At 68.3% G+C, this 20,239-nt stretch carries 14 protein-coding genes; 4 read left to right on the forward strand and 10 right to left on the reverse strand.

Features of this window, described 5'->3' with window-relative positions:
* Positions 1 to 72: 72 nt before the first annotated feature.
* Positions 73 to 1,365, reverse strand: a complete 1,293-nt coding sequence (locus HWX31_RS28115) for an MFS transporter (RefSeq protein WP_174964665.1) — start codon at positions 1,363 to 1,365, stop codon at positions 73 to 75.
* 93 nt (positions 1,366 to 1,458) lie between these two features.
* Here HWX31_RS28115 and HWX31_RS28120 point away from each other — a divergent pair, with 93 nt between their 5' ends.
* Entirely contained in the window at positions 1,459 to 2,385 is a 927-nt protein-coding gene (locus HWX31_RS28120; RefSeq protein ID WP_174964664.1) for a LysR family transcriptional regulator, read from the forward strand.
* 160 nt (positions 2,386 to 2,545) lie between these two features.
* On the opposite strand, the gene HWX31_RS28125 is transcribed toward HWX31_RS28120, so the two are convergent.
* From HWX31_RS28125 to HWX31_RS28155, 7 genes are all read right to left on the reverse strand, one after another.
* Entirely contained in the window at positions 2,546 to 3,382 is an 837-nt protein-coding gene (locus tag HWX31_RS28125; protein ID WP_076481736.1) for an OmpW/AlkL family protein, read from the reverse strand.
* A gap of 18 nt (positions 3,383 to 3,400) precedes the next feature.
* Positions 3,401 to 4,642, reverse strand: coding sequence for a DUF2957 domain-containing protein (locus tag HWX31_RS28130; RefSeq protein WP_174964663.1), 1,242 nt, complete (start codon positions 4,640 to 4,642; stop codon positions 3,401 to 3,403).
* Between the two features lie 148 nt (positions 4,643 to 4,790).
* Positions 4,791 to 6,209 (reverse strand): DUF2957 domain-containing protein, encoded by a 1,419-nt coding sequence (locus HWX31_RS28135; protein ID WP_174964662.1) that lies wholly within the window; start codon positions 6,207 to 6,209, stop codon positions 4,791 to 4,793.
* 430 nt (positions 6,210 to 6,639) lie between these two features.
* Entirely contained in the window at positions 6,640 to 7,590 is a 951-nt protein-coding gene (gene argC, locus HWX31_RS28140; protein WP_174964661.1) for an N-acetyl-gamma-glutamyl-phosphate reductase, read from the reverse strand.
* A gap of 146 nt (positions 7,591 to 7,736) precedes the next feature.
* On the reverse strand, positions 7,737 to 8,309 hold the full coding sequence (locus tag HWX31_RS28145; protein WP_059742430.1) for a flavodoxin family protein: 573 nt from the start codon (positions 8,307 to 8,309) through the stop codon (positions 7,737 to 7,739).
* A gap of 160 nt (positions 8,310 to 8,469) precedes the next feature.
* A complete protein-coding gene (locus HWX31_RS28150; RefSeq protein WP_174964660.1) occupies positions 8,470 to 9,066 on the reverse strand; it encodes a YbhB/YbcL family Raf kinase inhibitor-like protein in 597 nt (198 codons plus the stop codon).
* Positions 9,067 to 9,291: 225 nt separating this feature from the next.
* Positions 9,292 to 9,978, reverse strand: a complete 687-nt coding sequence (locus HWX31_RS28155) for an orotate phosphoribosyltransferase (protein WP_059609319.1) — start codon at positions 9,976 to 9,978, stop codon at positions 9,292 to 9,294.
* A gap of 467 nt (positions 9,979 to 10,445) precedes the next feature.
* On the opposite strand from HWX31_RS28155, the gene HWX31_RS28160 reads away from it, so the two are divergent.
* Positions 10,446 to 12,716 (forward strand): NADP-dependent malic enzyme, encoded by a 2,271-nt coding sequence (locus HWX31_RS28160; RefSeq protein ID WP_059609318.1) that lies wholly within the window; start codon positions 10,446 to 10,448, stop codon positions 12,714 to 12,716.
* Between the two features lie 239 nt (positions 12,717 to 12,955).
* A complete protein-coding gene (locus HWX31_RS28165; protein ID WP_174964659.1) occupies positions 12,956 to 14,731 on the forward strand; it encodes a hypothetical protein in 1,776 nt (591 codons plus the stop codon).
* Between the two features lie 106 nt (positions 14,732 to 14,837).
* On the opposite strand, the gene HWX31_RS28170 is transcribed toward HWX31_RS28165, so the two are convergent.
* The gene (locus HWX31_RS28170) at positions 14,838 to 18,425 is read right to left on the reverse strand and encodes an indolepyruvate ferredoxin oxidoreductase family protein (RefSeq protein WP_174964658.1); all 3,588 of its coding nucleotides are present in this window, start codon (positions 18,423 to 18,425) and stop codon (positions 14,838 to 14,840) included.
* Between the two features lie 319 nt (positions 18,426 to 18,744).
* Here HWX31_RS28170 and HWX31_RS28175 point away from each other — a divergent pair, with 319 nt between their 5' ends.
* A complete protein-coding gene (locus HWX31_RS28175) occupies positions 18,745 to 18,939 on the forward strand; it encodes a hypothetical protein (protein WP_059711653.1) in 195 nt (64 codons plus the stop codon).
* A 129-nt stretch (positions 18,940 to 19,068) separates the two neighbouring features.
* Here the strand turns inward: HWX31_RS28175 and hppD are convergent, their stop codons facing one another.
* Positions 19,069 to 20,166 carry a 4-hydroxyphenylpyruvate dioxygenase gene (gene hppD / locus HWX31_RS28180; protein ID WP_174964657.1) on the reverse strand — a complete coding sequence of 366 codons (1,098 nt, stop codon included), beginning with the start codon at positions 20,164 to 20,166 and terminating at the stop codon, positions 19,069 to 19,071.
* Positions 20,167 to 20,239 lie beyond the last annotated feature (73 nt).

Here is a 20,239-nt window from a genome sequence, read left to right on the forward strand (position 1 = left end):
GGCGATTTCCGGCGATTTCCGGCTGCTTCGGCCCGACGCCCCGTCCTCGTCCGAGGGCGGGGCGTTCGTTTTTCAGGGGCGTGTGCCGGGCACGGCCGCCGTGCCGGGACGGCGCTCGGCCAGGAGCCCGAACGCGCCGGCGGCGCCGGTGAACGCCAGCGCGACGCCGCACACCGCGGGCCAGCCGGCCCACGCCCACGCGCTGCCCGCGAGCGCCGCGCCGAGCGCGCCGCCGACGAAGAACGATCCGACGAACAGCCCGTTCAGACGCCCGCGCGCCGCCGGATTCAGCAGATTGATCGCGCGGCGGCCGAGCGTCTGGTCGGTGACCACGCCCGCGTCGAGCAGCGCCGCGCCGGCCGCCAGCAGCACGAGCGCCGCGTTGCGATGCGCGTGCGCGTCGAAGCCGAACCATCCGGCGCCCGCGACGCCGATCGCGACGAGCGCCGCCACCATCGCGACGTGCGCGAACCGCAGCGCGGCGGGGCCGTGGCCGCGGTCGCCGGCCCGGCCGGCGAATGGGGTTGCGATCACGCCGCTCGCGCCGGCGAATGCGAACAGCGCGATCCCGTGCAGCCCGAAATCGAACGGCGGCTGCGCGAGCCGCAGCCCGATCGCGGTCCAGAACGCGCTGAACGCGGCCATCACGAGTGCGGCGGAGAACGCGTGCCGGCGCAGCACCGGCTCGTCGGCGAGCAGGCGCCCCATCGACGCGAGCAGCGCGCGGTAGCCGGCCGTCGCATGCGGCCGGCGCGCCGGCAGCCGCAATGCGAGCACGGCGGCGATGGCCGCGTCCGCGGCCGCGGCGATGCCGTAGAACGCGCGCCAGCCGAACGAGCCGGCGATCAGGCTCGCGAGCGGCCGCGACAGCAGGATGCCGAGCATCAGCCCGCTCATCACGTTGCCGACCGCGCGGCCGCGCTGCGCATCAGGCGCCATCGACGCGGCCATCGGCACCAGCATCTGGATCACGCTCGACGCGGCGCCGGCCGCGAGCGTCGCGAGCAGGAACACGGTGCCCGACCGCGTGAGCGCCGGCAGCGCGAGCATCGCCGCGCACGCGGCGAGCGTCGTCACGATCACCCGGCGATTCTCCAGCAGGTCGACGAGCGGCACGAGCAGCACGAGCCCGGCCGCATAGCCGAGCTGCGGCAGCATCGCGACGAGGCCCGCGAGGCCCGGCGGCAGGCGCAGCTCGGCGCTGATCGGGCCGGTCAGCGGCTGCGCGGCGAACAGGTCGACCACGATCACGCCGACCGTCGCGGCGAAGAACAGCGTCATGCCCGCGCTCAACGCGGGCGTTGTGCCGCCGGATGCGCGCGGCGCGGCGGCAGAGGCAGGGCAGAGATCGGCGGGGCGGGTCATCGCGAGCCTGTCGGGGAGTGGAAAGCCCCATCGTAGGCGGCGGATGTTTATGCGACAATTGAAATATGTCTAAAATGATTATGCGAGTTTGTTTTGAATACACGCGATCTGCAGGCATTCGTCGCGGTGGTCGACAGCGGCTCGATGGTGGCCGCCGCCGCGAAGCTCCATCTGACGCAGCCGGGTCTCACGCGGCGCGTGCAGAACCTCGAAACGCTGCTCGGCGTGCCGCTGCTCGAACGGCAGAGCAAGCCGCTGAAGCCGACCGCCGCCGGACGCGAGGTCTACACGCTCGCGCGCAACGTGCTGGGCGCGGTGGACGAATTGATGGCGGTCGGCGCACCGGAGCGCGAACCGTCCGGCGAGCTGCGCATCGGCGTGCCGCCGTTCCTGTCGGAGCTGGCGCTCGAGCGGCCGGTCGACCGGCTGCGCGACGCATTCCCGCGCCTGACGCTGCGCGTCACCGCGGGCTGGTCGCCGGCGCTCGTGGCGGGCCTCGAACGGGGTGCGCTCGACGCGGCGGCGGTGATGATGCCGGCGAGCGCGGTGTTGCCTGATGCGCTGACGACGACGCTGCTCGGCACGCAACCGGTCGTGCTGGTCGCGGCGCGCGACTTCCCGCTGCCCGACGGGCCGCTGACGCTCGATGCGCTGTCGCAGTTTCCGTGGGTGCTGAGCCAGGACGGCTGCGGGATGCGCTCGGCGCTGAGCCGCGCGTTCGGCGCGGCCGGGCTGCCGTTCAACGTCGCGGTCGAGGCATTCGGGTCGGATCTGCAGCTGTCGCTGGTCGCGCGCGGCGCGGGGATCGGCATCGCGTCGCCGACGGCGCTCGCGCGCAGCGTGCATCGCGATGGGCTGCGGGTAGTCCGCCCCTCCGGGCTGGAGACGCGGATCAACATCTGGTTCGTGCACGGCGCGCTGCCGGGTCGCCTGCTGCGGCCGGTCACGCTGCTGCGGGACGCGCTGGCCGAGGTGCTGGCGCAGGAAACGCAGATGGGGTCAGAAGTGCTGACTGTTTAGAGCCGGCATTCGAGGGAAAATCCTGATTTTCTCAACGGAAATGTTGCATTGCAGAAATTGATTCGCTATAGTTGCACCTGTCTCCTCCATGTCTCCTCTGATATGGATTCAGCCCGCCTCTTAGGCGGGCTTTTTTTCGTCCGTACTTTTCCGATCAGTCTCAGAACTTGTACGACATCCCGACGTAGCTGATGATCGGATCGGCCTTCAGGTCCGATTTCGACTCGGCGAGCGTCGTGCCGTCGGCCGCCTTGATCGTCACCGTCGACGTCGTCTTCAGCGGGATGTAGGTGACCGACGCGACGAGCCCGAAATGCTCGGTGACGTTGTACTGCAGGCCCGCGTTGAACACCGGCTGCCACGACGACGACGCCTTCGCCTCCACCGAAGTCTTGCCCGGCTTGCCCGCGCCCGCCGCGAGGATCGCGCCGAGGTTGTCCTGCGTCTGCTTGACGAAGTTCGGGTTGAGCTGCAGGTCGCTGAACCAGTTGTACGACACGCCGAGGCCGAGGAACGGCCGGAGCTTCGCGTTCGCCTGCGCGAAGTAGTACTGCAGGATCACGGCCGGGCTCCACTGCCGCACGCTCTTCACGATCGGATTGACCGAGCCGAGCCCGATGTTCTGCGTGCCGAGCGCGCCGGCCGGGCCCGGCGGCTTGATCGTGCCCTGTCCCGACACCTTGAACACCGGCGGCACGCCCGCCACCGACGTCACCGCGATGTGGTCGGTGAGGAAGTGGCTGACGGTGAGGCCGACGGTGTCCGCGCCGCTCGTGCGCAGCCCGGTGCCAGGCGAGGTAAACGACGGCGGCAGGCGCAGCGGCGTATTGATCGGCGTCGGCGCGACGTTGGTCGTCATCGGCGTGCTGCTCTGCTGCGGCATCACGTGGAACCAGCCGAGCGTGACGACGTTGCTGCCGGCGCTTTGCGCGTGCGCCGCGAGCGGCGCCAGCGCGGCGGCGCCGGCCGCCGCGCCGAGAAGGATCTTCTTCTTCATGACGGCTCCCGGGCCCGCTTACTGGACGAATGCGCCGATCGTGAAATACGGCGTCGAACCCGCGTTGTCGAGGAAGCCGAACACGCCGCCCGTGAAGATGAACTTGCCGGTGGGCGTCGTGCTGCCCGCGCCCGTGTGGACCGTCGTGACCGTGCCCGGCACCTTCTGCGTGTAGTCGAGGTCGAGCGGGGTCGCGAGCGATGCCTGCGACGGCTGGAACGGATCGAGCAGCGTCGCCTGGTTGTTGATCAGTGCGGTGGTGCGGTAGTTGAACGCGCTGTCGACGCCGATGTACTCGCCGTTCTGCGAGCCGACCGTGATCGCCGTCTGCGGCGCGAGGATCGAGATGCTCGATTCGTCGTCGGCGGTGAGGCCCGGCACGCCGTTGCTGTCGGGCTGCACGTTCGGGTTCGCGACGCCGGTGCGCACGAGGATCGGCACGAGCTGGTTGCGCAGCTTGCCGACGATCATGAAGCCCTTGCCCTGCGGCAGCGTCGACAGCGTCGGCTTGACCTGGCTCTGGTAGCTGTTGGTCTGGAACGCGCCGCTGCCGTCCGCCGACTGCGCGAGGTTCGTGCCCGGCTGGCGGCACGTGCCGGCGAACTGGCCGGTCGAGTCGCACTTGATCCACGTGCCGTCGGCGTTGATCGTCACCTTCGCGTCGATCGACACCGGCGCGAACTGCTGCGACGGCACTTCGCCGAAGCCGACGTGGCTGTACGTGCCGACGAGGTTCGCGAGGTTGGTCTCGATCGCCGAGAAGCCGATGAACGGGTAGTACGGGAACTTCGTGTCGGGCACCGCGGCCTGGCCGAGCACGCCGCCGAACTGGATCTCCTTGCCGGGAATCGTGCCGCCCGCGACGCCGAAGCCGACGAAGATGCGCGCCGGGCGCGACGGGTCGAGGCTCGCGCCGTTCAGGCGGAACGCGCACTGGTTCAGCTTGTTGGTCGGCAGCAGCGTTTCCTGCGTGAGCGTGCCGCTGTCGACGGTGCCGGCGCGCGTCGGCGTGACGGTGCCGGTGGTGCGCGGAACCGGCGATTCGATGTAGCTGACCTGCCAGGTCATCTTGGTCGTGTCGAGCTGCAGCTTGACGAGTTCGCCGCTGCCCGCGCCGCCGGTGTAGACGGTGCCGTAGTCGAGCGCGGCGGGGCAGAGACGGTCTTCGACGAGCGGCGGCGGATTGTCGCTCCCGCCACCGCCGCATGCCGAAAGAAGGGGGGCGGCCACGGTTGCCGCGAGAATGAGGTTGCGCTTCATGTTGCTCCTCCAGAATTTGTCTTGTGTGGCGGCCGGCTCCCTGTCGGCCGCTTCCTGTTTGTGCGTCGTCCTGCCGGCGCCGTGCCGGGCGCCTCTCGTTCGTTGCCGCGGCGGCGTGCGCCGCCGCGGGTCCGCCGTTGTTTCGCCGCTATTTGCTGATCTGCGCGCCGACGCCGAAGTACGGCGCCGACGACGTGCTCGCGTTGGCCGACGTCGGCGTGACGCCGCCGTTCACCGTGCCCTGCACGAGCGTCGCGTACAGCCCGCCGGTCGCGATCAGCAATCCTGAACTTGCCGCGTAGCCCGAGTTGGTCGGCGGGATCGTCTGCAGGTTCAGCAGGCCCGGCGTCGCCTGGCCGTAGTCCAGCGTGAAGCCGTCCTCCGCGTCCTGCGTCGTCGGGTTCACGAACGTCGCGTTCCGGCCGCGGATCAGCGCGGCCGTGTACTTGAAGTTCGAGTCCGCGCCCGCGTAGCCGCCGTCGATGCCGCCCGACGTGAGCGCCGTCGCCTTGCCGAGCACCGCGATGCCCGATTCGTCGTCGACCTGCGCGTCGGCGTGCAGCGGCGGCGTGCCGAGGTTCACGTTGCCGGTGCGCACGATCACGGGGACCGTCGCGCCGTTGAGCTGGCCGATCACCATGTGCGCGCTGGCCGACTTGCCGGTCTGGCCGACCAGCGGCAGGCTCGTCTGCGGCAGCGTTTGCGGCGCCTTCGCACTGTCGAAATAGCCGCCGTTCGCGCTCGCCTTCCACGGGGCGCCGGTCGTCTGGCAGCCGCCCGCGCTCGTCGACGCGCACGCGCCGCTCGCGTCGAACGTCTCGCTCGAGTTCGAACCCTTGGTCGCGTAGTTCGACGACGGCACGAGGTGGTAGATCAGCGCGTTGTACGTGCCCGGCAGCTTCGTGAGGTCCGTCGTCGTGCTCGCGAAGCCGAGGAACGGATAGAAGTCGAAGTGGCGGTTCGGCACCTTGCCGACGTTCTGCACGACGCCGGGGATGATCGTCAGGCCGTCGTACTGGATCGTCGCGCCCGGAATGCCGCCGCCGGCCACGCCCATGCCGACCAGCAGCATCGGCGGGTTCGCCGGGTTGAAGTCGGCGGCCGTCGAATAGGCCGAGCCGTTTCCGGCCGTGCCCGCGCCGGGCGTGAGGACGAACGCGCAGCGTGTCTGCTCGGCGGTCGGCAGCGTGCCGGTCGGCGGGTGCACGACGCGGCCGGTGATCGTCGTGCCGACGCGCGTCGGCGTGACCGTGCCGGTCGCCAGCGGAATCGGCGATTCGAGCCACTTGAGCGTGTAGGTCATCGCGACCGCGTCGATGTTGACGCTGACGATCTCGCCGCTGCCTGCGCCGCCGAGATACGTGCTCTTCACGATGTCCGCGTCGGCCGGGCACAGCGAACCGTTGACGGGTTGCGATGCCGGCGGCCCCTGCGTGCCGCAGCTCGAGCCGGAACATTGAGGCGCTTCGATCGGGGCGGGCGCGCCGGAATCCCCTCCTCCACATGCGACGAGCAAAGGGGCAATGGCAAAGGCCGTTGCCACCCCCTTCGATAAGGTGTGCGACATGCCGCTGTCTCCAATCGTTTAATTGTGCGGGTTAATGTCGCTGCACGTATTTTTGCTGTCAATTGATGAACCCGTCTAAAAAAGACGATTGAAACGGCGGGCGTGCGCTGAATGCCTCCGGGAGCGGGAATTCAGTAAGAATTAAAACGCAAGGTGTGCTGAAGATGTACGCGGAAGGCGGCATGGTGCGGCATGCCGGGCAATGCGCGCAGCCTTTTGGCCATTACGGCAGCGTTTAAAGCGGGGGTATCCGGTTTATCCCTATTCGGGATTGACTGGATAAAGAGAGGGGGGAATTAATCGATTGGATATCGCGCAATCGAAAGCTTGTAAATTATTGTAAATCCCTGCGCGAATTATCACTTATTGCCAATAAAGGATAAATAAAAAGCCGGCCAGCGGCCGGCTTTGCATCGCATGCGAGGATGACTCAGCGCGTGAGGCCGGTGTCCTCCGCCGCGCCGATGTTCAGGTTCATGCACTGGATCGCGGCGCCCGACGCGCCCTTGCCGAGATTGTCGAGGCGCGCGACGGTGACGAAGCGCTCTTCGTTGCCGAACACGAACAGGTCGACGCGGTTCGTGTCGTTGTTCGCCTGCACGTCGAAGAAGCCGGCGTCGAGGTTGTCGTCGGCGTTGAACGGGGCGACGCGCACGAACGCTTCATCCGCGTAGTACTCGGCGAAGATGCGCTGCACGTCCTGCGGCGTTGCGCGCTTTGCGAGCTGGCCGGGCGTGAAATACGTCGTCACCGCGAGGCCCTTGAGGAACGGGCCGACGATCGGCGTGAAGATCGGCGCCGTGGCGAGGCCCGTGTGTGCGGCCATTTCCGGCAGATGCTTGTGCGTGAGGCCGAGCGCATACGGGCGCGGGCTCGCGAGCTTCGCGGCCGACGCGGGGTTCTCGTAGTCGGCGATCATCGACTTGCCGCCGCCGCTGTAGCCGGTGATCGAGTGGCTGTGCGCGGCGAACGTCGGCGCGACGACGCCGGCGTCGACGAGCGGCCGCATCGCGAGCACGAACGCCGATGCGTGGCAGCCCGGCACCGCGATGCGCTTCGACGTGCGGATCTTCTCGCGCTGCGCGCGGGTCAGCTCGGGCAGGCCGTATGCCCAGTCCGGGTTCGTGCGGAACGCGGTGCTCGCGTCGATCAGCGTCGTGTCCGGGTTTTCGACGAGCGACGCCGATTCGCGCGACGCGACGTCCGGCAGGCACAGGAACGTGACGTTCGACGCGTTGATCAGGCGGCGGCGTTCGTCGATGTCCTTGCGCTTCGCTTCGTCGATGCGAAGGATCTCGATGTCGCGGCGGGCGGACAGGTATTCGAAGATCTTGAGGCCGGTCGTGCCTTCCTGGCCGTCGACAAAAACTTTGGTGCTCATTTCGCTCTCACTGAAACGGGGCCACGGCGCTTGCACGCCGGAAAACCGCCATTCTAAGACTTCATGCGGCGAGCCTGCACCGCACGGGCCGAAAAAAAAGACGGCCGCGCGGGCCGTCTTGTGTCCCTTTATCGGGGCAGGCCGCTTCAACGGCCGCCCGCGATCCAGCGGGCCGTCGCCTCGGCGACGCGCCGGCCGAACGCCTTCGCGGTCTCGAGGTCGCCCGGCAGCGGCGCCTCGTCGGGCGACGCGTCCGACGGCGATTGCGCGAGCAGGCCCGTGAAGCCGCCGACGAAGTTGATGTCGTTGCGCGTGGCCGCCTTCGAGTTGGCCGGCATCAGGCCCGTGCCGACCCACACCATCCCATGCTGCATCGCCAGCGTGACGAAATATTGAATCGTCGAGAACTTGTCGCCGTTCATCGTCGCGGAGTTCGTGAAGCCCGCGGCGATCTTGTCCTTCCATTGCTGCGTGAACCACGCTTTCGACGTCGCGTCGGCGAACGTCTTGAACTGCGCCGACGGGCCGCCCATGTAGGTCGGCGCGCCGAACACGATCGCGTCGGCCGCGTCGAGCGCGGCCCAGCCTGCGTCGTCGAGGTCGCCGACCGCGACGAGGCGCACCTGCGCCCCCGTGTCCTGCGCGCCGGCGTGGACGGCTTCGGCCAGCTTCTTCGTATGGCCGTAGCCGCTGTGATAGACGATGACGATGTTCGACATGAGGCGTTCTCCGGATGAAGACGAAAGGGGCGCCGACGCGCGGCGGCGTGCCGCGATCGACCAGGACGAGTCTAGCAACGCGAAATGACGCAAAAAAACGCGATCGGGCAAGACGGAAATTCGCGGGCGTCGGCAATCGGCCGCGCGCTGCCGCGCCGGCTTACTGTCCGTAATGCACGACGAGCGTCGCGGTGCCGATCGTCTGCGTGCCGATCTCGTGCTCGAACATCGGCGCGGGACGGCCCTGGCCGATGCGCAGGTCGGTGCCCTTCAGCGCGTAGATGGTGATCACGTAGCGATGCGGCTTGCCGGGCGGCGGGCATGGGCCGCCATAGCCGTCGACGCCGAAATCGTTGCGCGCCTCGCTCGCGCCGATGCGCCGCAGGAGCCCCGACGCGCTCGCATCGGCGGGCAGGCTCGTGACGGTGAGCGGCAGGCTCGCGACGGCCCAGTGCCACCAGCCGTGGCCGGGCGCGTCCGGGTCGAACATCGTGATCGCATAGCCGCGCGTGCCGGGCGGCGGGTTGCGCCACGTCAGCTGCGGCGAGCGGTTCGCGCCCTTGCAGTCGCCGCGGTCGAACACCTGCGCGGCGCCGACGCGGCCGCCCGGCGACAGGTCGTCGCTCGACACGGTGAATGCGGAGGAGTCCGCATGCGACGGCATGCAGGCGAAGGCGGCGACGCAGAGGAGGGCAAGGGCGAGCGGAGACGGGCCGTTCGATGACGCAGGCGGAGCGATCTGGCGACCCACACGCATATGGCGCTTCTCCCGTCACGTAGGCCGGGCGGATGAGCCCGGCATCGTTTGTTGTCGCGAAGGTGATTGCGGCGATGGAGCAAGTCTAGCATTAGGGTTCGATGAGCAACGCATGTCGTGACGGATGGCCGCGACAGACCCGGGACGCGGCGCGAAAAAAAAGCCGCCCGCCGTGAGGCGAGCGGCTTGTGCCGCGATGGCGCCGGCATGTCCGCCGGCGCGGCATCACTCCTGGGCGCCGGTCGCGCCGCCGTGCGCGGCCGACCACTCGGCCGGCGAGTGCAGGAATTTCTCGACTTCGTCGAGCGTCTTCGTTTCGAAGTAGCCCGACGCCTTCGCGACGCGCAGCACGTCCCACCAGGTCGCGAGCGCGTGCAGGTCGACGTCGATGTCCTTCAGGACCGACACGCTTTCCTTGAAGATGTTGTAGTGGAACAGCACGAAGCAGTGGTTCACCGTCGCGCCGGCCGTGCGCAGCGCGTTGATGAAGTTGATCTTGCTGCGGCTGTCGGTCGTCAGGTCCTCGACGAGCAGCACGCGCGAGCCTTCTTCCAGATGGCCCTCGATCTGCGCGTTGCGGCCGAAGCCCTTCGGCTTCTTGCGCACGTACTGCATCGGCACCATCATGCGGTCGGCGAGCCAGGCCGCGAACGGGATGCCGGCGGTTTCGCCGCCCGCCACCGCGTCGATCTGCTCGAAGCCGACGTCGCGCAGGATCGTCGCTTCCGCCATTTCCATCAGGCCGCGGCGCACGCGCGGATACGAGATCAGCTTGCGGCAGTCGATGTAGACGGGGCTGGCCCAGCCGGACGTGAAGATGAACGGCTTTTCGGCGTTGAAGTGCACCGCCTGCACTTCGAGCAGGATTTTGGCGGTCGTGTCGGAGATCGTCTGACGATCGAAGCCTGTCATGGGCGTTCCTTGGATGATGAGCGAGGAGCGGGCGCGTGCCCGATGGCGCAGCAAGGGGAGCCCGCCCGCGAGGGCCCGGGCGCGACCGGGGAGCCGGCCGTATCGCTGCGCGCGTAGCCGGCTATTTTACCCGATTCGGGCTGCTTTCGACGGACTTTGCGCGCGCTGGCCGCCATGTACGGAACAGTCCGAAATAAACGGGGCTTGATCGGCTGGCCGTGGCGAGGCCCGCGATGCCGCGCCGCAGCAACGTTCGTCATGCGCGGGGGTGTACACTAGGCGACCCTAGAATAATCGCTCGGTACTTTGTACTTTCCTCTTGCCACCCGCCGAGGTTCGATCGCGCGCCGATCCGGCGCGCAACGGCCGTCGCAGTCGACTACCCCCTCGATCCACGCATCCGCGGCTCAAGGTGCTGCGTACTGAGCACTCGCATTTCTCTTTCGCATGTCTCTCGCAGGTCAATCATGGACGAACAACTGAAGCAGGCCGCTCTCGCTTATCACCTGAACCCGAAACCCGGCAAGATTTCGGTCACGCCGACCAAGCCGCTGTCGAACCAGCTCGATCTGTCGCTCGCGTATTCGCCGGGCGTCGCGGCCGCGTGCGAGGCGATCCACGCCGATCCGCTCGACGCGCAGAAGTATACGTCGCGCGGCAACCTCGTCGGCGTCATCACGAACGGCACGGCGGTGCTCGGCCTCGGCAACATCGGCCCGCTCGCCGCGAAGCCGGTGATGGAAGGCAAGGGCTGCCTCTTCAAGAAATTCGCGGGCATCGACGTGTTCGACATCGAGCTGTCGGAATCCGACCCGGACAAGCTCGTCGACGCGATCGCGATGCTCGAGCCGACGCTCGGCGGCATCAACCTTGAAGACATCAAGGCGCCGGAGTGCTTCTACATCGAGCAGAAGCTGCGCGAGCGGATGAAGATCCCGGTCTTCCACGACGACCAGCACGGCACCGCGATCATCGCGTCGGCGGCGATCCTGAACGGCCTGAAGGTGGTCGGCAAGACGATCGGCGAAGTGAAGCTCGTGTGCTCGGGCGCGGGCGCGGCGGCGATCGCGTGTCTCGACCTGCTCGTGAAGCTCGGCCTGAACAAGGCGAACGTGCTCGTGTGCGACTCGAAGGGCGTGATCTACGAAGGCCGCGGCAACCTCGATCCGTCGAAGCAGCGCTACGCCGTGACGACCGACGCGCGCACGCTCGGCGACGCGATCGTCGGCGCGGACGTGTTCCTCGGCTGCTCGAGCGCCGGCGTGCTGAAGCAGGACATGGTCAAGGCAATGGGCGACCGTCCGCTGATCCTCGCGCTCGCGAACCCGGAACCGGAAATCCGCCCGGAAGACGCGAAGGCCGCGCGCCCCGACGTGATCATCGCGACCGGCCGTTCGGACTACCCGAACCAGGTCAACAACGTGCTGTGCTTCCCGTTCATCTTCCGCGGCGCGCTCGACGTCGGCGCGACGACGATCACGGAAGAGATGAAGCTCGCGTGCGTGCGCGCGATCGCCGAGCTGGCCGAGGAAACCGACCAGAGCGAGGAAGTCGCGAAGGCGTATGAAGGCCATTCGCTCGAATTCGGCCCGGAATACCTGATTCCGAAGCCGTTCGACCCGCGCCTGATCATCAAGATCGCGCCGGCCGTCGCGCAGGCCGCGATGGATTCGGGCGTTGCGACCCGTCCGATCCAGGACATGGACGCGTACCGCGAGCAGCTCGGCACGACCGTCTACCGCACCGGCATGGTGATGCGCCCGGTGTTCGCGACCGCGAAGAAGGCCGCGGCCCGCATCGTGTTCGCCGAGGGCGAGGACGAGCGCGTGCTGCGCGCCGCGCAGTTCGTGCTGCAGGAGAAGATCGCGAAGCCGATCATCGTCGGCCGCCCGTCGGTCGTCGAGATGCGCTTGCAGAAGATCGGCTCGAAGCTGAAGGCCGGCGTCGATTTCGAGATCGTCAATCCGGAAGACGACACCCGCTATCACCGCTACTGGCAGGCGTACCACGAGATCGGCGCGCGTGACGGCGTGACGCCGGAAGTCGCGAAGGCGGCGCTGCGCAAGTTCAACACGCTGATCGGCGCGATGCTCGTCCACCTGGGCGACGCGGACGGCATGATCTGCGGGATGATCGACACGTATCACAGCCACCTGAAGTTCATCGAGCAGGTGCTGGGCCGCGCGAAGGGCGCCGAGCACTTCGCGGCGATGAACCTGCTGATGCTGCCGGGCCGCAACCTGTTCCTGTGCGATACGTACGTGAACGAGGTGCCGAGCGCCGAACAGCTCGCCGACATGACGATCCAGGCCGCGGCCGAGATCGAGCGCTTCGGCATCACGCCGAAGGCCGCGCTGCTGTCGAACTCGAACTTCGGCAGCGCGCCGTCGGCGTCGTCGCGCCGGATGGCGGAAGCACGCAAGCTGATCGTCGAGCGCGCGCCGCAGCTGGAAGTCGACGGTGAAATGCACGGCGACGCGGCGCTGTCCGAAGTGGTCCGCAAGGCGGCGTTCCCGGGCACGACGCTGACCGGCGAAGCGAACCTGCTGATCATGCCGAACGTGGAAGCGGCGAACATCGCGTACAACCTGCTGAAGATGGTCGGCGGCGAAGGCGTGACGGTCGGCCCGCTGCTGCTCGGCGCGGCGAAGCCGGTCCACATCCTGACGCCGGCCGCGACCGTGCGCCGGATCATCAACATGACGGCAGTCGCCGCGGCGAACGTGAACACGAAGTAAGTTCGCGCGAGCGGGCGCCGCGCGCTCCGCGCGGCGCAACGGAAAACGCCATGGAACCCGGGTTCCGTGGCGTTTTTTTTTTGTGAAATCGGACATGTCCCACGATCGCATGCGGTTTTCATGCCAGTTTGGAGTCCGTCTGATTGTCGATACCGATCCGCTTCGCTAGATTCTTGTCTCACATGAAACAGGACAAGCGGGGCGCACGCCGTCGGGCGACGCACGGCCGTAGATGAAGCATGGTGAATGGAACGGACAAGACAGGCCGGGGCACGGAAGCTGCAGCAAAGGCACGAGTGAAGCGAAGCACGGGCGGCACGGGCGTCGCGACGGCCGCGCTGATGCTGACTGCGCCGTATCTGAGTTCGTGCGCGCCGGACGATTCCGACAAGACGCAGATACACCCGCCGGCGTCGCTCGCGTCGCCGGTGCCTGCCTTGCCGGCGAGCGCGGCAACGGGGGTGCGGCCTGTCGCGGAACTGGCCGGTCTGCCGGTGCGGCCGCCCTTCGACGTGGAGAAGAAGGTGGCTTCCCGCCCGGACCGGCCCGCGTTTCGCGCGCCGTCGTTCGCGCCGGCCCGGCGTTCGGCGATCGCCGTCCTGCTTGACGACCGGCTGCTCGGCGGGCCGTCGTTGGCCGGGCTGGCCGACCGGCCGCCGCTGCCGAGCGGGCCGTTGCCGGACGAGGGCTTCGATCCATTCCAGCCGCATCTCGACGGCCCGGTGCTCAGCTATGCAGGAACCGCCGCGTCATTGCGCGCGCGCGCGACCGACTGTGCGCGGTTTGCCTGCATCGCGGCTCCGGCATTGCCGCCGCTGCCGGGCGGCAGCGTCATCGTCCAGCGGGCCGGGCCGGCGGATTCCCCGTTCTATGCCGTTCAGGTGGCCGACGCGCTCGCGCGCCATGCCGCATTCGGCGGCACGCCGGCGCCGGGCGATGCCGGTGTGCTTCGCGCAGCGAGCCGCGAGGCCGGCGACGCGTCGGGCGCAGGATTGGCCGGCGCGCCGTTTTACGCGGATCAGATCGCGGAAGCGCGCATGCGCCCGCCGCCCGGCGACGCGTCGCCGCGGCCCATGGCCATGGCTGCCGACGTCGTCGCGTCGCTCGTTTCCCGGTTCCCGTTCGACGTTCCCGATCCCAAGCCGGTCGCGTTGCCGAGCATCGCGTTGTCCACGCTGGGCGGTGAGACCGGTTATCACGCGTTGCTCGAGCGACGTGCCGCGTTCACCGAGCCGCGGGTGCTGGCGGGCTTGCTTGACGCGCTGAAGCCGGCGCTGACCGCGTCGCCGTTGCCGCCGATGCGGGTTGCCGGGCTGGCGGCGTCGCTCGATGGCCGGCTGCCCGTCGGGCCGCGGATGTCGGTGAGCGCTGACGAGCTTGCGGCGCAGGTCGCCAGCATCGGCGGCCGTCCGGCTCCGGTTGTGGCCGATGCGCGTGCGGAGGGCGGGATGACGCTCGCTGCGCCTGGATGGCGCGTGACGATGCGCGCACGCACGGACGCGGTGCCCGGTGCCGGTGCAGGCGAGCGAAGCCGGTTCGGCCGTGGCGCGCGCGCCAACACGAGCGGCCGCGGCGCCGAGGGGCTTCCGACGATCGTTGCCGACATGCGGACCGCGCCGCCGGCGTACGATGCGCGCGCGACGGCGCGGCCGGCCGCCGTCTCCGGTTTGCCGAGCGCGGTGGAAATCGCCGCGGCCCTGGTCCGGTCCGAGGGGAGCGGACGTTCGCCCGCAGCGAAGCGCAAGCCGAACCGGACGACGCGCGACGCGGCGATGTATTCCGTCGATGCCGGGCGCGACACGGGCTGGCGCGCGGCGACCGCGACGACAGTGGCTGACGAACGGAACCGCCGCCCGCGCTGGGGCGGCGTGGCCTACGAGAACATCATGGCCTCGGTTGCGGCCACGGCCCCGGTCGCGCGGGGCCGCACCGTCAACGTCGACATGCCGCGGCGCGGCGCATATGGCGACGTCGCGATGAGTGTGGCGGCCCTCGCGTCGAACCGGCCGTCCTAGGGTGACGCCGACCCGAAGCGCGCCGCGGACCGGCTGCGCGTCCTGATGCGCGCAGCGAGTTCGTGCGGCCGCTCCCGGCCGCACGAACCGCTTCCGCGTTACGCGGCTACGCGACGTGCCGTGTCGTGCCGTCCTGCGGTGCGCGCCAGCGCGCGACGAGGTCGCGCCACTTGATGCGCACGGCCTGCAGGTTGCGCTCCTTCACGTGACCATAGCCGCGAATGCCGTCCGGCAGCGCCGCGAGTTCGAGCGCGAGCGGGCGGTTGGTCACGGTCAGCTTCGCGAGCACCTCGCCGATCAGCGCTTCGTACTCGCCGATCAGCGCACGCTCGGTGCGACGCTCCTCGGTGCGGCCGAACGGATCGAGGCCGGTACCGCGCAGGAACTTCAGCTTCGCGAGCATCCGGAACGCCGGCATCATCCACGGGCCGTACGCCTTCTTCAGCAGATGGCCGTGCGCGTCCTTCTTCGCGAACAGCGGCGGCGCGAGATGGAATTTCAGCTTCCAGTCGCCTTCGAACTGCGCGGACAGGCGCGCGAGGAACGCCGGATCGGACTGCAGCCGCGCAACCTCGTATTCGTCCTTGTACGCCATCAGCTTGAACAGGTTGCGCGCGACCGCCTCGGTCAGCGGCTCCTGCGCGTCACCGTCGGCCAGCGCGCGCTCGGCGGCGCGCACGTGCTCGACGAACGCCGCGTAGCGCGCTCCGTAGGCCGCGTTCTGGTACGCGGCGAGGAACTCGACCCGCTTCGCGATCAGCGCGTCCACCGACTTCTTCGTGTGCAGCGCGATCACCGTCGCACCGGCTTGCGCGGCGCGCGCGCCGCCGGTCGCGGCCTGCTGCACGCTCGCGAGGTCATGTGCGGCGCGGCGGCCCCAGTCGAACGCCGCACGGTTCTTGTCGACCTGCACGGCGTTCAGCTCGATCGCGCGCTCGAGCGACGCGAGCGTGAGCGGCAGCCAGCCTTTCTGCCACGCGTAGCCGAGCACGAACGGGTTCGTGTAGATCGCATCGCCGAGCAGCGCGACCGCGAAGCGGTTCGCGTCGACGAGATCGACCGCATCGCCCGCGGCCGCGCGGATGTCCTGCTCGGCCGACAGGCCCGGGAACGACCAGTTCGGGTTCTTGATGAACTCCGCGGTCGGTGTTTTCGCGCTGTTGACGACCACGCGCGTCGCGTTGTGCCGCATCCGCGACGTGCATTCGTCGCCGGCCGTGACGAGCGCGTCGCAGCCGATCACGAGATCGGCTTCGCCCATCGCGATCCGCGTCGCGTGGATGTCGGTCGGCGCGTGCGAGATCTGCACGTGGCTCATCACCGCGCCGCCCTTCTGCGCGAGGCCGGTGACGTCGAGCACGGTCACGCCCTTGTTTTCCAGGTGCGCGGCCATCCCGAGCAGCGCGCCGATCGTGACGACGCCCGTGCCGCCGACGCCCGTGACGAGCACGCCGTACGCGCGGTCGATCGCCGGCAGCGCCGGCTCCGGGATCGGCGGCAGCGCGCTGCCGTCCACCGACACGGCCTTCGGCTTCTTCAACTGGCCGCCCTCGACCGTCACGAAGCTCGGGCAGAAGCCCTTCACGCACGAGAAGTCCTTGTTGCAGGTCGACTGGTTGATCTGGCGCTTCGTGCCGAAATCGGTTTCCAGTGGCTCGACCGACAGGCAGTTCGACTGCACCGAGCAGTCGCCGCAGCCTTCGCACACCGCATCGTTGATCACGACGCGCTTGGCCGGGTCCGGATACGCACCGCGCTTGCGGCGGCGGCGCTTCTCGGTCGCGCAGGTCTGGTCGTAGACGAGGATCGTCGTGCCTTCGATCTCGCGCAGCTCGCGCTGCACGTCGTCGAGCTGGTCGCGGTGATGGATCGTCACGCCCGGCGCGAGCAGCGACGTCTGGCCTTCGTACTTCTCCGGCTCGTCGGTGACGATCACGATCTTCTTCGCGCCTTCCGACGCGAGCTGGTGCGTGATCTGCGGCACCGTCAGCACGCCGTCGACCGGCTGGCCGCCCGTCATCGCGACCGCGTCGTTGTACAGGATCTTGTACGTGATGTTTGCCTTCGACGAGATCGCCGCGCGCACCGCGAGCAGGCCCGAGTGGAAGTAGGTGCCGTCGCCGAGGTTCGCGAACACGTGCTTCTCGTTCGTGAACGGCGCCTGGCCGATCCACGGCACGCCTTCGCCGCCCATCTGGCTGAAGGTGCTCGTGTTGCGGTCCATCCACACGGTCATGTAGTGGCAGCCGATCCCCGCGATCGCGCGCGAGCCGTCCGGCACGTTGGTCGACGTGTTGTGCGGGCAGCCCGAGCAGAACCACGGCTTGCGCTCGGTCGTCACGTGCGGCTTCGCGAGCGCGGTTTCCTTCGCGTGGATCACCGCGAGCCGCGCGGCGATGCGCGCGCGCACGTCGGAGGGCAGCTCGAATTTCTCGAGGCGCGTCGCGATCGCCTTCGCGATGATCGCGGGCGACAGCTCGTAGTGCGCGGGCAGCAGCCAGTTGCCCATCGGCACCGACCATTCGCCGCCGGCGCCGTCCTTCTCGTCGAACTTGCCGAACACGCGCGGACGCTGCGCGTCCGGCCAGTTGTACAGCTCTTCCTTGATCGCGTATTCGAGGATCTGGCGCTTTTCCTCGACGACGAGGATCTCGTCGAGCCCGCGCGCGAACGCCTGCGCGCCCTGCGCTTCGAGCGGCCACACGCAGCCGACCTTGTACAGGCGGATGCCGATGCGCGCGCAGGTCTCGTCGTCGAGGCCGAGGTCGGTCAGCGCCTGGCGCACGTCGAGGTACGCCTTGCCGCCCGTCATGATGCCGAAGCGCGCGTGCGGCGAGTCGATCTCGATGCGGTCGAGCTTGTTGGCGCGCACGTAGGCGAGCGCCGCGTACCACTTGTAGTCGAGCAGGCGCGCTTCCTGCACGAGCGGCGGGTCGGGCCAGCGGATGTTGAGGCCGCCGTCCGGCATGATGAAGTCCGACGGCAGCACGATCTCGGTGCGATGCGGGTCGATGTCGACCGATGACGACGATTCGACCACGTCGGTCACGCACTTGAGCGCGACCCAGAGGCCCGAGTAGCGGCTCATCGCCCAGCCGTGCAGGCCGAAGTCCAGGTATTCCTGCACGTTCGACGGGAACAGCACCGGCAGGCCGCAGGCCTTGAAGATGTGTTCGGACTGGTGCGCGAGCGTCGACGATTTCGCCGCGTGGTCGTCGCCGGCGAGCACGAGCACGCCGCCGTGCTGCGACGAGCCGGCCGAGTTCGCGTGCTTGAACACGTCGCCGGTGCGGTCGACGCCCGGGCCCTTGCCGTACCACATGCCGAACACGCCGTCGTACTTCGCGCCGGGGTACAGGTTCACCTGCTGCGAGCCCCACACGGCGGTGGCGGCCAGATCTTCGTTGAGACCGGGCTGGAAAACGATCTGGTGGGAAGACAGGTGCTTCTTGGCCTTCCACAGCGACTGGTCGAGGCCGCCGAGCGGCGAGCCGCGATAACCGGAGATGAAGCCGGCGGTGTTGAGGCCGGCGGCGCGATCGCGTTCCTGCTGGAGCATCGGCAGGCGCACCAGCGCCTGGATGCCGCTCATGTACGCGCGACCGCGTTCGAGGGTGTATTTGTCGTCAAGCGTGACGGACTTCAGCGCGGCTTCTAGGGACGCGCGTTGGCCTGCGTCTAGCGGGGCATTCATTGATGAGTCTCCTCCACCCAGTCTGGGATCGCCAAAACTTCGATTGCGTCGGGGTCTTGTGAACACGTCGGCAGTGGCCGGCATATTGGCCGGTTTCTGGCGATGGTAGCACTGGGAAAAACCCGCCGCTCGTCGTCAAAATTGCTGCGCCGGCCCGGCTGCGCGCACGTTTTTACGCGTTACAGCATGTAAAAGCATGTAAAGCCGCGCACATCGTCCGGCACTTGCCGTTAATCTGGGCGGCCTGTCGGAGGTGCCCGCCGGCGTCGATTGTCATGACGAAGGCGGGGAGGCGCCGGCAGTTCAACAGGAGGTGCCAATGAACACACGTCATATCCAGAGTTTCCTGATCGTGTCCGCCGCGTTTTTCGCGATGACCGGCCCGGTGCGCGCGCAAGGCGCGAGCGCACTGGCGGCAGCGGGCGCGCAGATGAGCCAGATCGCGCCCGCGCAGCACGCCGATGTGCAGCCGTCGGGCGTGCGCCTGGTCGTGCCGGGAGCGAACGCGCATTGATCCGGCCGGGCGGCCGCACCGGCCGCGTCGATGTACATCGATGAAAAAAGGGCGGGAATCCCGGGATTCCCGCCCTTTCTTTTTGCGCCGTTGGACGCCCGCTGCCGCCGGGCGTCCGCGCCATATGCGTCAGGCCTTGTCCTGCACGACGCCGCGGCGGATCTGGTCGAGCTCGATCGACTCGAACAGCGCCTTGAAGTTGCCTTCGCCGAAGCCCTGGTTGCCCTTGCGCTGGATGATCTCGAAGAAGATCGGCCCGATCTGGTTCTCGGTGAAGATCTGCAGCAGCAGGTCGTCGCGCGCGCCGTCGATCAGGATCTTGCGCTTCTTCAGTTCGTCCAGCGGCTCGCCGTGGTTCGGCACGCGGCGGTCGACGAGCTCGTAGTACGTGTCGATCGTGTCGAGCAGCTTCACTTCCTTGCTGCGCAGGCCGTCGACCGCGCGATAGATGTCCGACGCGCCGAGCGCGATGTGCTGGATGCCTTCGCCGTGGTACGCGTCCAGGTATTCCTGGATCTGGCCGGCCGTTTCCGAGCCTTCCTCGTTGATCGGAATGCGGATCTTGCCGCACGGCGACGTCATCGCCTTCGACTTCACGCCGGTCACCTTGCCTTCGATGTCGAAGTAGCGCACTTCGCGGAAGTTGAACAGGCGCTCGTAGAACTCCGCCCATTCCTGCATGCGGCCGCGGTGCACGTTGTGCGTCAGGTGGTCGATGTAGGTGAGGCCGTGGCCGACCGGGTTCGGGTTCGCGCCGGGAATCGGCTCGAAGTCGACGTCATAGATGCTGATGTCGCCGATCGCCCCCGGCTGCGCGCCGTTCTTGCCGCGCCAGCGGTCGACGAAGTAGATCAGCGAATCGCCGATGCCCTTGATCGCCGGGATGTTCAGCTCCATCGGGCCGGTTTTGTTGTCGAAGCCCCATGCGCCGAGTTCGAGCGCGTGCTGGTAGGCCTTCGCGGCGTCCTGCACGCGGAATGCGATCGCGCAGATCGACGGGCCGTGCAGGCGCGCGAAGCGCTGCGCGAACGAATCCGGTTCCGCGTTGATGATGAAGTTGATGTCGCCCTGGCGGTACACCGTCACGTCCTTGTGGCGATGGCGCGCGATCGCGGTGAAGCCCATCCGCTCGAACAGCTGGCCGAGCGCCTTCGGGTCCGGCGCGGTGTACTCGATGAATTCGAAGCCGTCGGTGCCGACGGGGTTGTCCCAGGTGGGGATCTGCATGCTTGTCTCCGGAGGCGCGCCGCGACGCGCGTGTTGAATCGATGTGTGCGACAAAGTGTAGCGGGCGAGGGGA

The sequence above is a fragment of the Burkholderia ubonensis genome (assembly GCF_902833085.1).
Lineage (GTDB): Bacteria > Pseudomonadota > Gammaproteobacteria > Burkholderiales > Burkholderiaceae > Burkholderia > Burkholderia ubonensis.

Coding starts and splice junctions, on each gene's coding strand:
- HWX31_RS28115 (WP_174964665.1), bottom strand. CDS start 1,365: ATGACCCGCCCCGCCGATCTCTGCCCTGCCTCTGCCGCCGCGCCGCGC.
- HWX31_RS28125 (WP_076481736.1), bottom strand. CDS start 3,382: ATGAAGAAGAAGATCCTTCTCGGCGCGGCGGCCGGCGCCGCCGCGCTG.
- HWX31_RS28130 (WP_174964663.1), bottom strand. CDS start 4,642: ATGAAGCGCAACCTCATTCTCGCGGCAACCGTGGCCGCCCCCCTTCTT.
- HWX31_RS28135 (WP_174964662.1), bottom strand. CDS start 6,209: ATGTCGCACACCTTATCGAAGGGGGTGGCAACGGCCTTTGCCATTGCC.
- argC (WP_174964661.1), bottom strand. CDS start 7,590: ATGAGCACCAAAGTTTTTGTCGACGGCCAGGAAGGCACGACCGGCCTC.
- HWX31_RS28145 (WP_059742430.1), bottom strand. CDS start 8,309: ATGTCGAACATCGTCATCGTCTATCACAGCGGCTACGGCCATACGAAG.
- HWX31_RS28150 (WP_174964660.1), bottom strand. CDS start 9,066: ATGCGTGTGGGTCGCCAGATCGCTCCGCCTGCGTCATCGAACGGCCCG.
- HWX31_RS28155 (WP_059609319.1), bottom strand. CDS start 9,978: ATGACAGGCTTCGATCGTCAGACGATCTCCGACACGACCGCCAAAATC.
- HWX31_RS28160 (WP_059609318.1), top strand. CDS start 10,446: ATGGACGAACAACTGAAGCAGGCCGCTCTCGCTTATCACCTGAACCCG.
- HWX31_RS28165 (WP_174964659.1), top strand. CDS start 12,956: ATGGTGAATGGAACGGACAAGACAGGCCGGGGCACGGAAGCTGCAGCA.
- HWX31_RS28170 (WP_174964658.1), bottom strand. CDS start 18,425: ATGAATGCCCCGCTAGACGCAGGCCAACGCGCGTCCCTAGAAGCCGCG.
- HWX31_RS28175 (WP_059711653.1), top strand. CDS start 18,745: ATGAACACACGTCATATCCAGAGTTTCCTGATCGTGTCCGCCGCGTTT.
- hppD (WP_174964657.1), bottom strand. CDS start 20,166: ATGCAGATCCCCACCTGGGACAACCCCGTCGGCACCGACGGCTTCGAA.